Annotated in this window: 15 protein-coding genes; 6 read left to right on the top strand and 9 right to left on the bottom strand. The window is 38.3% G+C overall.

All coding sequences use genetic code 11. The features are described 5' to 3' along the window. Positions 1–4: 4 nt before the first annotated feature. From L656_RS0104585 to pyrC, 3 genes are all read right to left on the bottom strand, one after another. Positions 5–775, bottom strand: a complete 771-nt coding sequence (locus L656_RS0104585; protein ID WP_024598329.1) for a DUF3450 domain-containing protein — start codon at positions 773–775, stop codon at positions 5–7. A 1,097-nt stretch (positions 776–1,872) separates the two neighbouring features. Further along, positions 1,873–2,076, bottom strand: coding sequence for a cold-shock protein (locus tag L656_RS0104580; RefSeq protein WP_002961702.1), 204 nt, complete (start codon positions 2,074–2,076; stop codon positions 1,873–1,875). Positions 2,077–2,516: 440 nt separating this feature from the next. Continuing rightward, on the bottom strand, positions 2,517–3,569 hold the full coding sequence (gene pyrC, locus L656_RS0104575; RefSeq protein ID WP_024598328.1) for a dihydroorotase: 1,053 nt from the start codon (positions 3,567–3,569) through the stop codon (positions 2,517–2,519). A gap of 290 nt (positions 3,570–3,859) precedes the next feature. Here pyrC and L656_RS0104570 point away from each other — a divergent pair, with 290 nt between their 5' ends. The 3 genes from L656_RS0104570 to L656_RS0104560 all read left to right on the top strand — a co-directional run bounded on the left by L656_RS0104570 (position 3,860) and on the right by L656_RS0104560 (position 8,344). After that, entirely contained in the window at positions 3,860–6,229 is a 2,370-nt protein-coding gene (locus L656_RS0104570) for a GGDEF domain-containing protein (protein WP_024598327.1), read from the top strand. 408 nt (positions 6,230–6,637) lie between these two features. Next, positions 6,638–7,525, top strand: coding sequence for a LysR family transcriptional regulator (locus L656_RS0104565; protein ID WP_002961689.1), 888 nt, complete (start codon positions 6,638–6,640; stop codon positions 7,523–7,525). 54 nt (positions 7,526–7,579) lie between these two features. Next, on the top strand, positions 7,580–8,344 hold the full coding sequence (locus L656_RS0104560; protein WP_024598326.1) for a YdcF family protein: 765 nt from the start codon (positions 7,580–7,582) through the stop codon (positions 8,342–8,344). Between the two features lie 80 nt (positions 8,345–8,424). Here the strand turns inward: L656_RS0104560 and L656_RS0104555 are convergent, their stop codons facing one another. Further along, on the bottom strand, positions 8,425–9,177 hold the full coding sequence (locus L656_RS0104555) for a Nif3-like dinuclear metal center hexameric protein (protein ID WP_024598325.1): 753 nt from the start codon (positions 9,175–9,177) through the stop codon (positions 8,425–8,427). 150 nt (positions 9,178–9,327) lie between these two features. Here L656_RS0104555 and L656_RS0104550 point away from each other — a divergent pair, with 150 nt between their 5' ends. Further along, positions 9,328–9,669, top strand: a complete 342-nt coding sequence (locus L656_RS0104550; protein ID WP_002961684.1) for a hypothetical protein — start codon at positions 9,328–9,330, stop codon at positions 9,667–9,669. A 198-nt stretch (positions 9,670–9,867) separates the two neighbouring features. Here L656_RS0104550 and L656_RS0104545 read toward each other — a convergent pair whose 3' ends face one another. The 5 genes from L656_RS0104545 to L656_RS0104515 all read right to left on the bottom strand — a co-directional run bounded on the left by L656_RS0104545 (position 9,868) and on the right by L656_RS0104515 (position 17,964). Continuing rightward, a complete protein-coding gene (locus L656_RS0104545; RefSeq protein ID WP_024598324.1) occupies positions 9,868–13,047 on the bottom strand; it encodes an amidohydrolase family protein in 3,180 nt (1,059 codons plus the stop codon). Between the two features lie 105 nt (positions 13,048–13,152). Beyond that, positions 13,153–13,977: a M90 family metallopeptidase gene (locus L656_RS0104535; RefSeq protein ID WP_024598323.1), complete on the bottom strand. Its 825-nt coding sequence runs from the start codon at positions 13,975–13,977 to the stop codon at positions 13,153–13,155. A gap of 165 nt (positions 13,978–14,142) precedes the next feature. Further along, complete coding sequence (locus L656_RS0104530) at positions 14,143–14,781, bottom strand: CatA-like O-acetyltransferase (RefSeq protein WP_024598322.1); 639 nt, start codon at positions 14,779–14,781, stop codon at positions 14,143–14,145. 185 nt (positions 14,782–14,966) lie between these two features. Further along, positions 14,967–16,007: a Leu/Phe/Val dehydrogenase gene (locus tag L656_RS0104525; protein ID WP_024598321.1), complete on the bottom strand. Its 1,041-nt coding sequence runs from the start codon at positions 16,005–16,007 to the stop codon at positions 14,967–14,969. A 430-nt stretch (positions 16,008–16,437) separates the two neighbouring features. Next, positions 16,438–17,964: a fumarate hydratase gene (locus L656_RS0104515; RefSeq protein WP_007583843.1), complete on the bottom strand. Its 1,527-nt coding sequence runs from the start codon at positions 17,962–17,964 to the stop codon at positions 16,438–16,440. Between the two features lie 155 nt (positions 17,965–18,119). On the opposite strand from L656_RS0104515, the gene pabB reads away from it, so the two are divergent. Both pabB and L656_RS0104505 read left to right on the top strand, forming a co-directional pair. After that, the gene (gene pabB, locus L656_RS0104510) at positions 18,120–19,478 is read left to right on the top strand and encodes an aminodeoxychorismate synthase component I (RefSeq protein ID WP_024598320.1); all 1,359 of its coding nucleotides are present in this window, start codon (positions 18,120–18,122) and stop codon (positions 19,476–19,478) included. Between the two features lie 6 nt (positions 19,479–19,484). Then, the gene (locus L656_RS0104505; RefSeq protein ID WP_024590991.1) at positions 19,485–20,060 is read left to right on the top strand and encodes an NUDIX hydrolase; all 576 of its coding nucleotides are present in this window, start codon (positions 19,485–19,487) and stop codon (positions 20,058–20,060) included. Positions 20,061–20,145: the final 85 nt, after the last annotated feature.

Below are 20,145 nucleotides of genomic sequence, written 5' to 3'. Positions count from 1 at the left end.
TTGATTACTCCGCGCCAAAGATAGGTAGTTTAACAAGTTCTAATGTCGCTTGCTTACGCGCCATACGAATAACTTCTTTAACAGGTTTTAGGTATTCTTCACCTAATTCTTTCCACTGTTTAGTGTTGTTATCCCACACCCAAGCATGTTTCAAGTCAAAAGACTGAGCAACGTAAGTAATACGACCTAACTGACCGATATCAACGTTAATACTTTTGCCATCAACTTCTAGTGTACCTTGTGAAGCAGATACAAGTGAGCTGTATGCTGTTTCAATAGTGTAAGCTTCAAGTACTTGACGGAATTTTTCAGACGTCGTTACAGACGCAGAAACCATGATTTCACGTAGTCTTTCAACACGTGCTAAACGCGTTTCTAGATTAAATGGAACGTCCGCTTTGATGAATTGCTCAAGCGTATCGATCATGCGATACATCAAAGGCACAACGTTTTGTTTCGTGTTATCAATCGTAGCGATTTGACGATCAAACGATTCAATAGACGCGTTTTGGCTATCAACCAAGCGCGACACGTGATCGTTATACACTTTCATTAGTTCAGTCTCATCAACAACGCTACGGTACTCAGCGATTAGCTCCTGAGTTTGACCATATACATTGTCAATTTTAGTTTGAGACTTAACCGCAGCCTTTTGAATTTGTTGACCTGCTTTTTGCACGTCATTCAAAGGATCTGCAATCACATTGCTGCTTGCAAATGCAAATGCGCCAACCAACGCAGTTGCTACAAGACTCTTTCTGATTTTAACAGACATAGTTCCCAACCAATTAAGTAATGTTACTTTTATAATTTAATTATCCTCCGAAGAGAACAACCCTGATATCTTTTAATAGATATCAACCTTCCAATAATGCTAAATGCAATTAGCGCTGTCAACTTGATGTTTACTAATCTCTGCAAATAAATAGCTAAGTTAATGCTTAAACAAAAGTACTAGCACACAACTGTTAACATTATTGCAACTAAGCTTTTGCTTAATATTTCGATTAAAGCCTTTTGAGGGGTGTATTTATTCGCATTGTACTGACATAAAACAACATTATTGCAACATTTAGCCAAAGCTGAATTCGCACTGAAAAAAAACAAAAAAAAATATAGATAGATATAACAAAAGTTATTTTTTAAACGATTTCAGCACATTTTATCTCCCCAATAACACTTCATCTGAAAAAACAAACCATTTGTCGCACAAAAAAACAACACTGGATAATCTCTAATACCGCCCACCTTGCTTTATGCACGCAATACCTAAAGCCATTTATAAAACGTGTTTCCCATAAATAGTAATAATAAGTTTCTTTTAGCAAGGCCTGAAATAGCCAAATAGCTTTCGATAATTAGACGAGTTACATTTACCGCTTTAGAGTGCTCATTAATACTATTTAACAGTTAAATTTATTTAGTAACAAAGTTAATCACAAAAAGTTGCTCAACTTTAATAATAATGGACTATAAATGATGCCTAACGCTTCCATAATAAGCTATCAGAGGCCTATAGAGGCTCCCTTGCCCATTTATAGTTAAAGTACAAAACTTCAACCTGATTGCACTAGCAAGACTTACACTAAAATTTACACAGATTGTTATTTGGCATCATTTTTATGTATATAAGTATCGGATCAGTTGGATAAATTGTAAGGGATGTTTTAAATGCGATAGAAAGTGGTTCGATTGTATAAGTTATTCAGATAATTGAATTTTGGGTTTGTATTAAAATAGAAAATTTAAGAATATATGAAATTTGTGTTCAAGGATTTAAAAAGAAGGATTTTATTAATTATGTACATAGAGAGGAATTATGGTGAAACAGAGACCTGCTTCACCAAGATGAACTAGAGTTCACATAATAAATTATGCTGCTTCTACGTTCTCAGCTTCAGGGCCTTTTTGACCTTGTTTGATGCTGAATGTCACTGCTTGACCTTCGCTAAGAGTGCGAAAACCAGAACCAGTGATTGCGCTGAAATGTACAAACACGTCAGGACCATTTTCTTGTTCAATGAAACCAAAGCCTTTAGCTTCGTTGAAAAACTTTACTTTACCAGTAACCGACATACTAAATTTTCCTGTAAGTCAATAATTAAAATTCAGCCATATTATTATGGCAATATCCTCCCTGAGTCAATGCTCAAAAATATGGAGGTACAGTACAGGAACAAGTAATAACCTAACCGGTAACCTTAAACGCAGCACAATATCCGTAAATTCAATACATAAAAACTCAAAGCAAGGTAAGATTAACACATTATATTTTTTTTCGCTCTATTAATTGGGAATTATTTATTAAAAATATAAATTTGTTTCAAATCGCCTTTAACTGACTAATTTCCAAGCAAAAACTATAAAGTATTATTGTAATATATATTGCTATAAACGCGTATAAAAGCCCTCTACAACAGCAATACTGTCAAATAACGCTTCAATAACATCAAAAATACAAACAAAAAAGCCGCTTTAAAAATTAAGCGGCTTTTGGTTTAAATATAAAATATTAACTATTTAACAGACCAATCAATAGTATCTTCTGCTTTTATAGGCACAACTTCAGAGTCGCCTAGGGTATAACTTGCAGGTACGTCCCATGGTTTTCTTTGTAATGTTATTGTATCGGCATTACGCGGCAACTCATAAAAGTCAGGACCAAAGTGGCTTGCAAATCCTTCAAGCATGTCCAAAGCTCCTGCGTCTTCGAATGCTTCAGCGTATAACTCAATAGCGGCATGAGCCGTATATGCACCAGCACAACCACAAGCAGCTTCTTTTTTATCTTTATAATGTGGTGCAGAATCAGTTCCTAAGAAAAACTTTTTATTTCCACTTATAGCTGCGGCCATTAATGCTTGCTGGTGAATGTTACGTTTGAGGATTGGCAAACAGTAATAATGTGGGCGAATTCCACCCGCTAACATATGATTACGATTATAAAGCAAATGATGAGCTGTAATTGTTGCTGCTACATTGCTAGGTGCATTAACTACAAACTCTACTGCATCTTTAGTTGTAATATGCTCTAGTACAATTTTAAGTTCAGGAAAGTCACTTACCACATCCCCTAAAATCGTCTCTAAAAATACTTTTTCACGGTCAAAAATATCAATTGATGAATCAGTAACTTCTCCGTGTACTAACAGCAACATACCTACTTCTTGCATTGCTTTTAAAACCGGGTAAATATTTTTGACTGATGTAACACCCGAATCAGAATTGGTTGTAGCGCCAGCAGGATACAGCTTTGCAGCTACTATTTTACCCGTTGCTTTTGCTTTCTTTATTTCATCTGGTGTCGTTTTATCAGTAAGGTAAAGTACCATTAAAGGCTCAAAGGCACCTTGTGGGCCTGCTGCCATAATACGTTCTCGATAAGAAAGAGCGGTATCAGTACATGTTGCCGGCGGAACAAGGTTTGGCATAATAACAGCGCGACCCATGTATCTGCTAATGTCTCGTACAGTATCCTTTAGCTGGTCGCCATCACGTAAATGTACATGCCAGTCATCTGGGCGAGTGATAGTAAGGGTTGTTACAGAGTTTGTATTATTGCTTGTCATTACTTTGTTCCAAGGCTGAATTTATCCGATCATAGGCATATGATGTTTTCGAGTAAAGATTTTATTAAAAATAATGCATATGTTGATGACATTATCGAGTTGTGTGATTAAAGCTTAATACTCCAATTCAATTGGGATTAGCCATTGTTATTACTTACAATTAATTAAAGTCATTCGTCATAATAATTTACAGCCAATTAAAACCACTCATCGCTTTATTTTGTACAAAATCCAAGATTAGGTTAACTTAGCTACGTATTTAAAAATAAAAAGAATAATATAAATTGCCTATGTCTTACAAAAATAATGCCTCAAGAGCACTTGAGATAAAAACTGATCAACTGAGTATTATCAATCAATTTTCATCAAGCTTATTGCAACTAGACACACTAGACGAGCTATTTGAGTATGTTACAACGCACGTTGTTAACCGTTTAGGATTTGTTGATTGCGTTATTTACCTTGCCGATAACAATGCTTATACATTAAATCAAGTTGCCTCGATGGGTATTGCTCACGCCCGTGACAAATATCAAGCCGAACGTAAAGTAATACGTTTTAGTGAGGGAATTACTGGGGCTGTAGCCACAACTGGTAAAGCCGTAGTAATCGATGATGTAACAAAAGATAGCCGTTATATCGCAGATGAGCGCCCTGCCCAATCAGAACTATGCGTCCCTCTTATATATAAAGAACAAGTTTTAGGTGTTATTGATTGTGAGCACCCTATTAAAGGCTACTTTACAAACGCACATCTTGAAATTCTTACAACAGTTGCCCACTTACTCAGTGCTAAAATTAACCAGGTAAATACGGTAAATAACTTACAAAAAACAGTTGAGCAACTTAACAACGCACAAAAATTAGAAAATAGCTTATTACAAATAGCCAACCTAACCTACAAAGCTAACGACTTAGATACCTTCTTTGAAGCCTTGCATTCAATTATCAATAACTTACTTCGTGCTGATAACTTTTTTATCGCTTTATATGACAAAAAAGTAGATATACTTGACCTTGTTTATATAGTCGAAGAAGGCATAAACACCAAAACACATCAAAAAATATCTAAAGAACAGCTAAAAGACACTGCTTCATATTACCTACTGCAAACAGAGCAAACCTTATTACTCAATAAAGATGCCTTTCAAAGTCATATAGATAACGGTGATTTTAAAATGGTAGGCAGACAATCAGAGTCTTGGTTGGGTGTTCCATTTAAAACAAGTGATCGTATAAGCGGTGTTATTGTTGTACAAAGCTACGATAAAACACTGCAATACAACGAACACGACAGCGCTCTTCTAACTTACGTAAGTCGCCAAATAAGTATGGCAATTGATAGACAACTAGCCCGACAAGAGCTCGAGCATAAAGCATTGCATGACGAGCTTACCGGCCTTGCTAACCGCTCATTACTCATTGAGAGAATAAAGCATGCTATTTTACGTTTAACGCGTGCTAAAAAAAGTACTAGCCATGCCCTGCTGTATCTAGATTTTGATCGTTTTAAAAGTATAAATGATTCGCTAGGGCATGAAGTCGGAGACCATTTTCTTATAAAAATATGCGACTTAATTAAAAGTACAGTACGAAGCACGGATACATTTGCTCGTTTAGGCGGTGATGAGTTTGCTATTTTCATGGAAAATATCACACATAAAAACCAAGTTAATGAAGCTTTAAACAGAATTAAAAGCGCATTATCAAAACCTCTTAATGTAGATAGCCACTTACTTCAAGCTTCTACTAGTATTGGTATTGCCTATACCGACAACATAAACGATAAAGCTTATATATTACTGCAACAAGCTGATGCTGCTATGTATGAAGCAAAATCCACCGGGCGTGGACAAGTTAAGTTTTTTAATAACACGATGCGTAAAAAACTTAAAACCCATGCCGATATCGAAAACGACTTGCAACACGGTATAGAACACAACGAATTTGAACTCTATTTTCAGCCAATTTTTACAATTACCACAAGTGAAGTTATCGGATTTGAAGCACTTGTGCGCTGGCATCATCCAAAAAAAGGATTTGTACCACCTAATGACTTTATACCGATAGCTGAAACTACAGGGCAAATTATAAATCTTGATTTACATTTACTTGATTTAGCCGCTCAGCAGATTTCTAATTGGCACCAGCAAGGTCATCGCTTTTTGAAAGTAACGGTTAATGTATCGTCACGACATTTTGCAAGCCTCGATTTTGTAGCGCAAATACATTCTATTTATAATAAATACCAATTACCTCTGGGTTCTTTATGTTTAGAAATTACCGAATCAGGCTTAATAGAAAATCTAGAACTCGCCACTCAAATAATAGAAGGTCTTTCACCTTTAAAAGTAAAATTGTGCCTTGATGATTTTGGAACGGGTTATTCAGCACTGGGCTACTTGCACCAACTGCCTATTCATATTTTAAAAATAGATAAAAGCTTTATTGACCACCTACAAGATTCCACCAACCCACTTGTTGAAGCCATTTTATCACTTGCGCAATCATTAAAACTTGAAGTTGTTGCTGAAGGGATAGAAACACTTGAACAATTAGCCATTTTACAATCCACCGCGTGCGACTATGGCCAAGGTTTTTTAAAGTCAAAACCGGTCACAGCCAAAGAAGCCATATTACTTATTAATAAGCCTTTATAAAAAGAGCCAGCGAGTTGGTCGCTGGCTTAGGTATTACGTATATACTCATCCATTAAACTAAAGCTAAAAAGCAAAATGACTTTAGTTTTTAAACCACAACCTAAAGTAACCATTCCCCACCCCACACAGTTATTTATATAGTCAAAATTCACACTGAGGTGAAGCACACCGCAATCGATATACTTAAAATACAACATGAAGCAAACTCATCTAAAACTCATCAAACCAGTTTTTGAATGACTTTTATCGTTACTAATTCTAATATTTTCGCGATTCATAGCAACAAACTGCAATAAACCACAATAAATCGCAAACTTTTAGCCATCTAGACGTTGAAACGTTTTTTGTATAGGCGTAGTATGTGGTTAATCTGAGCTGAACTCACTTTTCCCATGAGAATTTTTAAAGATGATTGGTATTAAACATTTAAAAACCATAGCAACCCTAAAAGAAACAGGATCTTTGGTTAATACAGCACGAGAGTTATTTTTGACACAGTCTGCTTTATCTCATCAAATCAAAGATTTAGAGAATAAATTAGATTGCCAATTATTTGAGCGTAAAACTCAACCAGTCCGCTTTACCCCTCAGGGAATGCTATTACTTGAGTTAGCTCACGAAATATTACCAAAAATGGAAGCGACTAAATGCCGTTTGAAAGAAAGCTTAAATCAGCCTATTTCTCAACTGCGTTTAAGTGTGGAATGCCATGCATGTTTTCATTGGTTATTGCCTACTATTAAAGAATTTAATAACTTTTGGCCTGATATAAAAATTGATTACGAGCGCGGCTTTAGTTACGACGCTATTCCTGACTTACTAAGCGATGAGCTCGATTTAGTTTTAACATCTGACATACGTGAACCCGACACATTAGAGTACGCGCACTTATTTGATTTTAAATTGAAGCTTATTGTGGCACCGGATCATGAACTTGCTAAAAAAGCGTATGTAACAGCGCTTGATTTAAAAAACGAAACTATTATTTCATACCCTATCCCGCGTGAACGCCAAGATATATTTAAGCATTTCATTCAAAATGCACGTTTTGACGGTACGTTAAAAACGGTTGATCAAGGATTACTTATTTTTCAACTAGTAAGTGCCGGCATGGGCGTTGCCGCTTTACCTGATTGGCTAGTTACACCTTATGAAAGCCAAGGCTTAATTAAATCAATTCCTTTGGGCGCTCTTGGCCTTACTCGTCCTATGTATTTAGCGATGAAAAAAGACATGAAAGATAACCCTGTTTATCGTCACTTTTTAAATACGTGTAAGCTAAATAACGGTCGATAATCATCAATATAATGAGTAATATCGCTGTAATTAACTCTACAGCGTTTAACTCTTATGTTTGTTATTAAAAAAATGATTGGTGGCTTACTTATGCCACTGCCTCTATTTGGTTTATTTGCGTGCCTGATGCTCCTACTCGCATTTAAAGGCCGCAAATCAGCTCTCTTCTCATCTACTTTAAGCTTAATTGTATTACTTGCATTGAGCACTCCCTTTATCGCCAATTTAATTATTCAAAATAATGAACCTGCGTCGCTTGCATTTAATACCCTAAAGCATCCAAAAATAGACAAAATAGTTGTACTAGGTTGCGATATAAACCCAAACCCAGCACTCAGTGCTAATAATCAATTAGGTAATTGTGCGCTAACGCGCTTAGTCGAAGGTGTAAAACTGGCAAAGCACTACCCTAATGCAGAGCTTATAGTGTCAGGCGGGGGTTATAAAAATACCACTAATAGCGGGCTTATGTATCAAACGGCAATTAGTTTAGGTGTTAATAAGAGCCGTATATTCCAAAACCCAAAAGCAATGGATACAGGTGAAGAAGCTAAGTTACTGGCATCAAAATTAGTCGACTTTAAGGTTGCACTAGTAACATCTGTACTGCACATGCCACGCGCAAAAGACTTATTTAATGCTCAAGGTATTGAAGTCATAACCGCAGCCACTGATTATCATAATTTTGCTGCACTTCCATGGAGCAAACAGTTTATTCCCAATGCTCATGCCTTACTTGTGGTTACGCAATACAGTCACGAAGTAGTAGGAAACACATGGATAAGTTTGCGCCGCTGGATAGATCCAGAGGCACTGTAGCTCATTTCGTCTAACTAACCTGAACTCTAGATAATAAATCTATCTCAAGTAGAGTTCAGGTTAACTAATAGATAGCCTAGTTAAACTGGGTTATCTATGTCTATAAATGTCACATCAAAACCATGCTCTTGAGCAAGTAACTCACCCAGAGCTTTTACACCATAGCGCTCTGTTGCATGATGCCCTGCGGCAAAAAAATCAATGTTTTGCTCACGAGAACTATGAATTGTTTGCTCCGATGCCTCACCCGTTAAATAAGCATCAATGCCTTGCTCTGCAGCTAAATCAATATACCCTTGCCCACCACCAGTACACAGTGCAATGGTTTCAATTTTAGCTGAACGTACTAAACTTGTGAGTGGGGTTCGATTTAGCACTTTTGCAATTTTATCTGCAAAATCTTCACCACTTAATGGTGTTTTTAAACGCCCTTTCATTGCTACGCTATTTGAAGTTGGCTCTAGCCCTGTTTCAATTTCAATATCCAATAACTTTGCAAGTTGCGCGTTATTGCCAACTGCTGGATGAATATCGAGTGGTAAGTGATAGCCAAATAAATTAATATCGTGTGCTAATAACGCACCTATACGACGCTTTTTCATTCCCGTTATTGGTTGGGATTCCCCTTTCCAAAAAAATCCATGGTGAACTAAAATAGCATCTGCTTGTTGCTCAATGGCAGCATCTATTAATGCTTGACTTGCGGTTACACCCGTCACAATTTTTTTAATTTCGTTTTTACCTTCAACTTGTAAGCCATTTGGGCAAAAATCTTTAATTAATTGAGGTTTTAAAATGTCATTTAGGAGTTGGTTAAATTCTCTACGTTGCATATAACTTACCTTACTTAGCACTGAATTTTGTGCAAATTTTGGCGTTTATAGCCCTAAAATGGAAGGAAAATCGCAAAAAATTGAAAAACTGTTTTAAAATAGGTATAAATACCTCTTCTTTATCTGTGTTCACAACGTATAGGGTCTCTGATGAGCAAACTAGACAAAACAGAAGTGTTATCTGCCTTTGAAGCAGCGTACGAAACTGCCAATGGTAAAAAACCTGAAATCACAACTAAACCTGGTTGGTACAGCATTGATGGCGGTAAAAATTTACGCCTAGCTGACGTAGCAGAGCTTACTAAAAAGTTAAACTCTGGTAAAACAACTAAAACGAAAAAACCAAAAGCAGCTGCGCCTGTTAAAGCACAGAAAAAAGCGCCATTCACTGTTGTTACCGAAAACGAAGAAGGTTACACAGCGGAAGAACTTTGGATTGTAATTTTAGCTCGTAAAGATCATGACTGTCGCTTACCGCGCGGTGTTGTTTAATCAACATTTATGATTTTTAAAAGAAACCGCGTTAAGCGGTTTTTTTATGTGCGCGATTTGCTAAAAAATATCTAAAAATTATATTAATTATCGTCTTCCAACCTTAATTGCACATTTAATCAAAAAAAATAGAGCCTTATAAGTTGAGTAAGACTAAAAAAAGCGGCTATGTAGCCGCTTTCAAAAGATCAAAATAAATTATAACTTTTCGAAGTAAAGTGGTTCGCGCTCTTTTTTACCCATTTCACTCATTGTCTCTGCATTGAATAAGCGACCATTGATCATGGTGTAATCTACTTTATCCGAATCTCGAATATTTTTAAGCGGATCGCCATCTATAACCATTAAATCTGCCAGTTTGCCCACTTCAAGCGAGCCTACGTTTTTATCAAGCCCTAAATACTTAGCCGGATCAATTGTCGATGCACGTATAGCTTCAAGTGATGTCATTCCGCCTTGTGCAAACATCCACATCTCCCAGTGTGCACCTAAGCCTTCACGCTGACCGTGAGCACCTAAGTTAACTAATACACCTAGGTCTTGCAGCTCAGCAGCAACGCGTGCGTTATTAAAGTGATTATAGTGATGATCGGGCGCTTTAATGCGGCGCATAGAGCGTGGTAATAATTGGTTTTTAGGCACAAATTTACTTAAACGCGGATGATTCCACACATCAGTTTTATCGTACCAGTAATTTTCACCCCAAATGCCACCATAAGCCACTACAAGTGTTGGTGTATAGCCAACATCACTTTGCGACCATAACTGCTTTATATCGTCGTATATGTTCTCTACAGGGATTGAATGCTCGATACCTGTGTGTCCATCTACAATCATACTTAAGTTATGTTGTAATAATGATCCACCTTCTGGTACTACCATCATTTCAAGCATCCGGCCTGCTTCAATAACTTGTTGGCGCTGCTCACGACGTGGTTGGTTATACGATTTAACACTAAACGCCCCTACTTTTTTAAGGCGCTCTAAATGAAATTTAGCATCGTCTAACGAGTCAATATGCGACGTATAACCTGGCATATTTGCGCCATATAAAATAGTACCGGTTGAGAAAATACGCGGGCCAACAATCATGCCTGCCTTTTGCATTTCGCTTGCGGTAAATATTTCTGAGGTATCGTTTGATGGATCGTGAATTGTAGTAACACCTAGCGCTAAACCTGCAAAGTTTTTCCAGTTTTGCTCAGGTATAATTTCGTCACTTGCTTGCGAGCCATGTGCATGAGCATCAACAATACCAGGCATAATAGTTTTACCTGTTACATCAATAACCTCAGCACCTTTAGGAATGCTTATATCGCTGGCTGTACCAATAGCTTTAATATGCTTGCCATCAGTAATAATGACACCATTTTCAATAACCTTTTCGCCGTCCATAGTTATAATTTTTGCACCAGTGAGCGCAATCATACCTTTAGGCTCTGCCATTTTTTTACTGAAACCGATATTATCGCCACTTTTCACTTTAAAGTCGGCATCTTCGGCTTTGTTAATGGCAAACATCCCCTCAAGGCTTGCATGATAAAGCTCAGGCCCTAATGTCCAATAAAGCGTGTTGCTCTTAGCGCTCCAACTAATGTTTTCACCAGCACGTACCGATAACTGCTCTATTGGAAATTGACTGTCTTTAGGCCCAATATTAATTGTTTTACCACTTTGAACAAACGGCGTTACAAATACTTTAAATCGCTCAGCAAAAGCCAGATATTGCCCATCTGGTGATACTCTAAATTCAGTCGCATGCTCTGACTCGTATAGTTTGCGAACTTTTTTACTTTCAAGCTCAACTACACTAAGCGTTGGTTTTGGCCAAGGACTCATTATAAAAACGCGATCGTTTGCATCTCCAAATTGTGGTTGATAACCACTTTTTGAAATAAGCTCACTTTTACCGCCTTTTGCGCTTACGCTATAAACCCCCGGATTAAGTGACCACTTAGGGTTTAAAATACTGCCCCCCGTGGCTTTTCGATAAACAACCGTTTTCCCATCTGGACTAAACGTAGGCTCTACGTACTTGCCAGGCTCTTTAGTTATTGTATCGCCACGACCACTGCGCGCAGACACAACCCTTACAGACCCTTGTTTGTTGTCATCCCATGTGGTGTAAACTATTTTTTTACCATCGCGAGAGTACTGTGGAAATAATTCGTAATGATCAGTTTGCTTTGTTAAACGCTTAATTTTACCCGACTCTAAATCGCGTTTATAAATATGCCCAAGCGCTTCAAAAATTGCCGTTTCGCCATCTGGGCTTACTTGCACATTACGCAGCATTTTTACATCAAATTCATCAGTATCTAAGTTTTGTGTAAAGCGCACTGCTTTTTGAATTTTTTTAGTGGTTTGCACTTTAAAAGGAATGGTTTTTACAGATTTGTCTGCAACATCTAGCTTGTGAATTGTACCACCAGCCCAAAATACTAACTCTTCGTTATCGGGGGTCCATGCAATAGTTGGGTATACACCATGAATAGCCCATGTTTCTTGCATATCTCGCTCAAGCTTATCGTAAAGCTTAGTGTGCTCACCGCTAGTTAAGTCATATAAATACAAGCTAGTTTGAAAGTCATCACGCTTTATATAAGCAAGCTTTTTACCATCTGGTGATGGTGTAGGCCTAATAGCACCGCCCATCGTATCGATTATGGTTTCAATTTCACCCGTTTCACGGTCGTAGCGCTTAATTTTATAAATGCCCGCTACAGAATCCTTTGAATAATGAAAGGTTTTACCGGGTGTTGCATCATGCGAAAAGTATACATAACGACCATCAGGTGAAAACATTGGCTCACCTAAATCTTTTTGATCGTTCTCGCGTTTTGTAAGCTGTACGCCCTTGCCACCCGCTTTGTGATACAACCACACTTCACCTGCTCCCAATGAGCGGCTAGCTGTAAAGTGTTTACGCGCAACTAAGTAGTCGCCATCAGGACTCCATGCAGGACTATTTAGTAATCTAAAGGTTTCATCGGTAACAGCGTGTTGATTTTCACCATTTAAGTCCATTATCCAAATGTTATCGCCACCACCTTGGTCGGAGGTAAACGCAATACTTTTGCCGTTAGGACTAAAGCGTGGTTGCATTTGCCATGCAATATCAGAGGTGAGCTTTGTGGCTGTACCACCACTCATTGGCATAGTATAAATATCGCCAAGTAAGTCAAACACCACGGTTTTACCATCAGGGCTAATATCTATATTCATCCATGTGCCCTGATCAACGCTAATTGCAGCGTCAACAAATTGCCCCTTAGGTGAATCTACTTGCCATTTTTGTTCGTCTTTTTCAGCGGCATTTACCTGCCCTATCGCTAATGACACCGACAGCGCCAATACTGTATGAAGCATTTTTTTCATGCGTTTCTCGCTTGTTATTGTTGCAGTAAAAACTATTTCACATGATTGCAACAAAAACAAACGCAACTTGCCAGCGTTATATGATAAAGCGCGGTTTATGTAGGTTTAATGCCAAACAATAGGGTCAAATTGATAGTAATTAACGAGCATACTGTAAATTTCAGGATCGTATCGGCGAAGCTCTGCGGGTTTTTCGAGGAAGGTTTCGGTGAGTACAGCAAAAAACTCAGCTTCGTTAGTCGCACCATAGCTGTGAATAACATGCGGCATGCTATAGGCAACATGGCTTTTTAACTGGGTGAAAGCACGGCTAAATACTCGGCCCCACTCTTTGTAATCTGCTGAGCTTTTTAAAATGGGCGTACCCGTTGTTTTACCTGTTTCTTGATCGAGTTGATGCGCAAACTCATGAAATACCAAGTTATGTCCATCGCTTGGTAAACGATTACCCTCAAGTACATCATGCCAGCTTAAAACGAGCGTGCCGCCAGGCCATGACTCGCCTAGTCTTACCGTATTATGGTAACTCACAAGTCCTGCACTATCGCGAGTTGATTGCGCAGCGTAATAAGCACTTGGATATAATAAAATTTCTTTTACATTTCTATATAACGGCCACGGTTTATTAAGTACTAATACACACGCATCGGCGGCAACAATTAACTTCATTGCAGACGTTAGCCTTAAGCCATCACAACCGACAAAGCGTTTTTCGTTTAAAAACCACGTAATATGTCGCTCTAATTTTTCTCTGTCGGCGTCGGTCATTTTTTTATAGATGGGCATGCAACGCAGTAAAATATCTTTTTGCTGCGAATTTAAAGCAAAGTCTTTATATTTACTGCGCCATAATCGGTTTTGAATTGATGGCCAACGCCAGAAAATCACCACAAAAAGAATTAAAACAACAATTAACAGTCCATTTATCATGGGGATTTCCTGAGCTAAGGTATGGTATATAAATATGTCCAGCACACGTGTTTTTCAAGCATACAAGGTTATGTATTTGAATATAAAGTAATTCACATCGCATTGCTTATAGATTACTTATAAATTGTTTACTGCTTTGCACTGCCGTTACTGATGTGTTTAAAGTTAATTTTTGCAAAAGGTATCAAATGTACCTTGCAATGTGCTTATAAATTTCGCTACGTGCAAACCATCCATTAATGAATGGTGTACATCGATAGCTAAAGGCATTGTGCCTGTGTGTTTATCAAACTGACCAAATACAAATTTAGGAATGCCTAAACTCTGCCCTTCACTAAATGCATGCGAAAACGCACTAAAATTCAGCCACGGCAAAACAGATATATGAATTAAATCAGCCTGCCCTTCTGTTTGAGCAAATGCATCAGAAAATAACGGCTGTAATTTCGCTTTTTTGCTTACGCCACTTGCATGATTTGCAAACTCTTTAAACTCGCCTGTGCTGTTAAAATAACTAAAAACAAACGTATCGTTTTCAGACAACTCAACCACACTTGCGCGAACACTATTAAGTAACCATGGTTGATTATCTATTATACGTAGCATTATTGAATCGTACTCATGGCACGCTTTTAAGGTGCAATATACATACGCTTGAAAAAAAGAAAATTGATTGGTTTTGCAATAGTCGTAAAGTGCTTGAGCATCTAAACGCACACACACATTAAAGTAAGGCTGAGAAAAGTGTTTAAATAATTCAAAGTGTTGCTTTCTAGGCCAATTATCTAAATCGATAGGCTGCATGAGAGAAGTTGAGGGAGTCATAATTTGCCGCACAAAATTAAAAATAAAGTGTACCGCTGTTCAGTAACAATTGCATCAGGGTCTGTTGATCTTTCAAGGTTAAATCCGCAAAGATCAACACCCCTTAACTTACAGATAAACAAAAGGTGTGCAATTGCACACCCTTATATAAATTAGAACTTAGATCACAGACCGTTTTTAATGATCTCTTGCGCTAATTCGTCAGCAATTAAATGCGTTGATTTTTGCTCTTTTTCGCTACGGGCAAAGATTTCAGTTAACGTATTAAAAATACCTTCAACATGTTTATTAGACGCTGCTGCACTGTAACCTTCTGGCGCTGTTTCGTAATAAACATTAATAATACCACCAGCGTTAATTACGTAATCTGGTGCATATAAAATGCCTTTTTCACGAATAACTTCACCGTGGCGAGACTCTGCCAGCTGATTATTAGCACAGCCTGCAATAATAGTCGCTTTTAAACGCGGTATCGTTAAATCGTTAATAGTTGCACCTAATGCACACGGTGCATAAACATCAACATCTAAGTCGTAAATTTCATCAATGCCAACCGCAGTCGCGCCAAAATCATTAACTACGCGATCAATTGCAACTTGGTTAATATCTGTTACAAACAACTCAGCGCCCGCATCAGCTAAATGCTTACATAAACCATAAGCAACAGCACCTAAACCTTGAACAGCCACTTTCACACCTGCAAAATCTTGATGACCACGTTGATGCTGTAGCGCTGCTTTAATTCCTAAAAACGTACCGTATGCTGTAAATGGCGATGGGTTACCACTTTTACCTTCAAGGCCCAGTACGTAATTAGTTTCTTTATTCATAATAGCTACATCAGCACATGTGATGTTTACATCTTCTGCTGAGTAATAACTGCCATTTAATCGCTCTAATTGGCGGCCAAATGCACGGAATAATTGCTCAGATTTAATTTCTTTCGCATTACCTATAATTACAGATTTACCGCCACCAAATGGTAAGCGCGCAACTGCATTTTTATAAGTCATGCCTTTTGATAAACGTAGCACGTCGTAAACAGCATCTTCGTCGTTCGCATAATCCCACATTCTACATCCGCCAACAGCAGGACCTAGGTTGGTATTATGTACAGCAATAATTGCTTTTAAACCCGATTCTTCATCAGAACAAAAAACCACTTGTTCATGGTTATCAAATTCAACTCGATTAAACACAGCCACTTAAAATACTCCGAAATAGTTAACCCGTGAGAGGGTATGCGCGCTGGAAATTGCCGAGACTTTATCACTTCATATTCGAGTTCGCTATACTCGCAGAAGATAAAACCAATGAAAACATCAAGCTTAAATTAAATAACCGGATTAAAACTATTGTATAGATAAAAAATTCACAAAATCGTCATTTGTAAGTTTTAAAAACTATAAATAGAACAACCACACCAACTTACGTTTACGTGAACGTAATACAACTATTGCGTGTAAAGTTTAATATACAAGTGCTGCTTGCCCGCCACGTACTGCTGCCTATAGGTTTCCAGTAAAAAGTGAGCTTTTTCGCAAACTGGTCAGAGCTGTAAACTTGGTAATGACTCTATTTAAAAAAACAAAAAAGCGAGCACTAGGCTCGCTTTTTAAAAATACAAAACGTACGTTATTTTAGCTTGCTATCAAGCTCTTCTATTTTAGCTTTCCAGATTGCAGGGCCTTGTGTATGCGCATTGGCGCCTTCACTGTCTACTGCAACGGTCACTGGCATATCTTCTACTTCAAATTCATAAATAGCTTCCATACCTAAATCTTCAAAAGCAACTACGCGTGCTTTTTTAATCGCTTTAGATACTAAGTAAGCTGCGCCGCCTACAGCCATCAAATAAACAGATTTATGCTCTTTAATAGACTCAACAGTTGCAGGTCCACGTTCAGCTTTACCAATCATGCCTACAATGCCTGTTTTTTCTAGCATCATATCGGTAAATTTATCCATACGAGTAGCTGTTGTAGGGCCTGCAGGACCTACTGCTTCATCGCGTACCGCGTCTACTGGTCCAACGTAATAAATAAATTTATTATCAAAGTCTACGCCTTTTGGTAAACCTTCACCTGAATTGATCATATCTTGCAGACGTTTATGCGCTGCATCACGACCTGTTAAAATAGTGCCCGAAAGTAAAACGGTTTCGCCCATTTTCCATTCTTGAACATCTTTTTTAGTCAGTGTATTTAAGTCAACACGACGTGTTCCTTCGCCCACTTCAAATGTTACTTGTGGCCAATCTTCTAGCTTAGGTGCTTTTAAATTAGCAGGGCCAGAACCGTCAAGTGTAAAATGTACATGGCGAGTTGCCGCACAGTTAGGGATCATTACTACAGGTTTTGAAGCCGCATGCGTTGGTGCTGTTTTAATTTTAACATCAACAACCGTTGTTAAACCGCCTAAGCCTTGTGCGCCAATACCTAATTTATTAGCACGGTCAAAAATTTCTAAACGTAGCTTTTCTTCAGTCGTTTCTGCGCCGCGCTCCATTAGTTCATGGATATCAACCGGGTCCATTAACGACTCTTTAGCCATTACTGCCGCTTTTTCAGCCGTACCACCAATACCTATTCCTAGCATGCCTGGCGGACACCAACCAGCACCCATTGTTGGTAGTGTTTTTTCTACCCATTCAGCAACATCATCTGACGGGTTTAACATAACCATTTTACTTTTGTTTTCAGAGCCGCCGCCTTTAGCCGCAACCATTACTTCTACTTTACCGCCCGCTACTAAATCAATATGCACAACCGAAGGCGTATTATCTTTCGTGTTTTTACGCGTGCCAGCAGGGTCTGCAACAATAGATGCACGTAAAGGGTTATCTGGATTCAAATATGCACGACGAGTACCTTCATCAACCATTTGTTGAACGGTTAAATCTGTTTTATCCCACTTAACATCCATACCTACTTTAACAAAACAGGTAATAATACCGGTATCTTGGCAAAGTGGACGCTTGCCTTCAGCCGACATGCGTGAGTTAATTAAAATTTGTGCAATGGCGTCTTTAGCCGCTTTACTTTGTTCTTTGTTGTAAGCTTTTTCGAGAGCTTGAACAAAATCAAGTGGGTGATAGAACGAAATATATTGCAATGCATCTTCAATGCTATCAATAAAGTCTTGCTGACAAATTGTACTCATAGTGGTTCCTTAAGTTACCGTTACGCGTTGTCGCGTAATCTAAATCAAACCGGTGACGGTGGTTTGCACTGTTTTTTACAGCTTAGTGCTGCCAAAAAATTTGACTTATGATACCCTCCCAGCCCGTTTCGAGCCAGTTCTTAAAGGGGCAGTAAATGCTAAACAATAAAAAAAATTGTATTAAATTAGGCATAACACAAAACTGCATTGACGTTTTTGCGCATTTTTCACATTTGCCTTATGCAATTCTATTAGATTCTGCAAATAGTAATCATATAAACAGCCGTTTTGATATTATTGCCATTGAGCCGCAAAGTACCCTTGAAGTAAAAAATAATAAAAGCTTTTTAAATAATATAGAAAGTAGTGATAACTGCTTTGAAATTATGAACAATGAGCTTTCACATCTTGATAAAACAAAAGCCGGTTACGATTTACCCTTTAACGGCGGCTGGCTTGGCTACTTTGGCTACGACCTAGGCCGTACAATTGAAAACATCCCCACTCATGCTATTGAAGACATTAACCTTCCCCAAATGGCTATTGGCCTTTACTTAGATGCCCTTATTTACGACAAGCAGCAACAAAGCTGGTTTTATGTATCGCAGCCAAACACCGATCGATTAGCGCTTTATCAGCAATACTTAAATACACACGTTAACTCCCGAGTTAATACGCAGTCCTTTGCCCTAAACAGCGACTGGCAATCAAATATGAGCGAAACGGAATACGCTGCAAAGTTTGCCCAAATTGAGGAGTATTTAAAAAGTGGCGATTGTTACCAAATTAATTTAGCGCAGCGCTTTAACGCTCAGTTTGAAGGCTCCCCTTGGGCAGCTTATATTAAACTGCGTGAGGCAAATAAAGCGCCGTTTTCAAGCTTTATAAATCACCCTCAAGGGGCTATTTTATCAATTTCTCCTGAGCGCTTTATATCTGTAAACAATAACGTTGTAGAAACCAAGCCAATTAAAGGCACACTGCCGCGAAAAGCAGATGCACTAGAGGATCAACAACAAGCGAAAATACTCGCAGCATCAGCTAAAGATCGCGCTGAAAATGTAATGATTGTTGATTTACTGCGTAACGACTTAGGCAAAGTGGCAAAACCTGGCAGCGTTCACGTCCCTTCCCTTTTTGCTATTGAAAGCTTTCCGGCAGTGCATCATTTAGTAAGCACGGTAACCTCAGAACTTGATGAAGGTAAAACAGCGGTCGATCAGCTAAAAGCGGCTTTCCCGGGTGGCTCAATCACCGGTGCGCCCAAAATTAGAGCGATGGAAATAATTGAAGAATTAGAACCGCATCGCCGCAGCATTTATTGTGGTTCAATTGGTTATTTAAGTGCATGTGGAAATATGGATACGAGTATCACTATTCGCACCTTGGTGTGCCACAAAGCGCAAATTTACTGCTGGGCAGGTGGCGGAATAGTCGCTGATTCTAAAGTCGAATTGGAATATCAAGAAACTTACGATAAAGTAAATAAAATCCTCCCTTTATTAAAACAGTAGGTCGTTTTGAATAGTGAACACATTATGGCGCGGTTTCTGTTAAGCCCTACAGCTGCGCCAAATCAGTTAAAAGACACACGTAAAAAACGCGCTAGCGCTGTTATGCTACCCATTATTGATATAGATAACCATGCACATATTTTACTGTGTAAACGCCCTACTTATTTACACCATCACCCTGGGGAGATTTGTTTGCCCGGAGGCAAGTTTGAAGTAAGCGACATTACCCTTCGCACCACAGCACTTCGCGAACTAAAAGAAGAGCTAAATATTGCCCAAAGCAACGTTAATGTATTAGGTCACTTACCTGAGTATTCAACCTTAACGGGTTTTAGTATTAGCCCCTATGTGGGTTTACTCAAAAAAAACACCACCTGGGAAAATGACTATAATGAAGTACAAGCGAGCTTTTTGCTCTCTGTCACTGAATTAAATAACGAAGCTAACTGGCAACCCTTACCTTTTCAACGATTTGGGAAAACGGTTATTTTGCAAGGTTTTAAAACGCCGCATGGTTTACTTTGGGGTGCGACGGCAAGCATTATAAAAAACTTTACAAAACAACTCGCCTTACCAGTTTAAATCTTCGTTATTAGTAGTTACACAATCACAATTCCACGTTATCATGCTCGACCGTTCAAAGAGCAGCTTCGTGCTGATAAAACAA

Origin of the sequence: Pseudoalteromonas sp. TAE56 (genome assembly GCF_000497955.1) — a bacterium.
GTDB lineage: Bacteria > Pseudomonadota > Gammaproteobacteria > Enterobacterales > Alteromonadaceae > Pseudoalteromonas.
The sequence above is the reverse complement of the archived record's forward strand: the minus strand, read 5'-3'. Positions and strand labels throughout refer to the sequence as shown.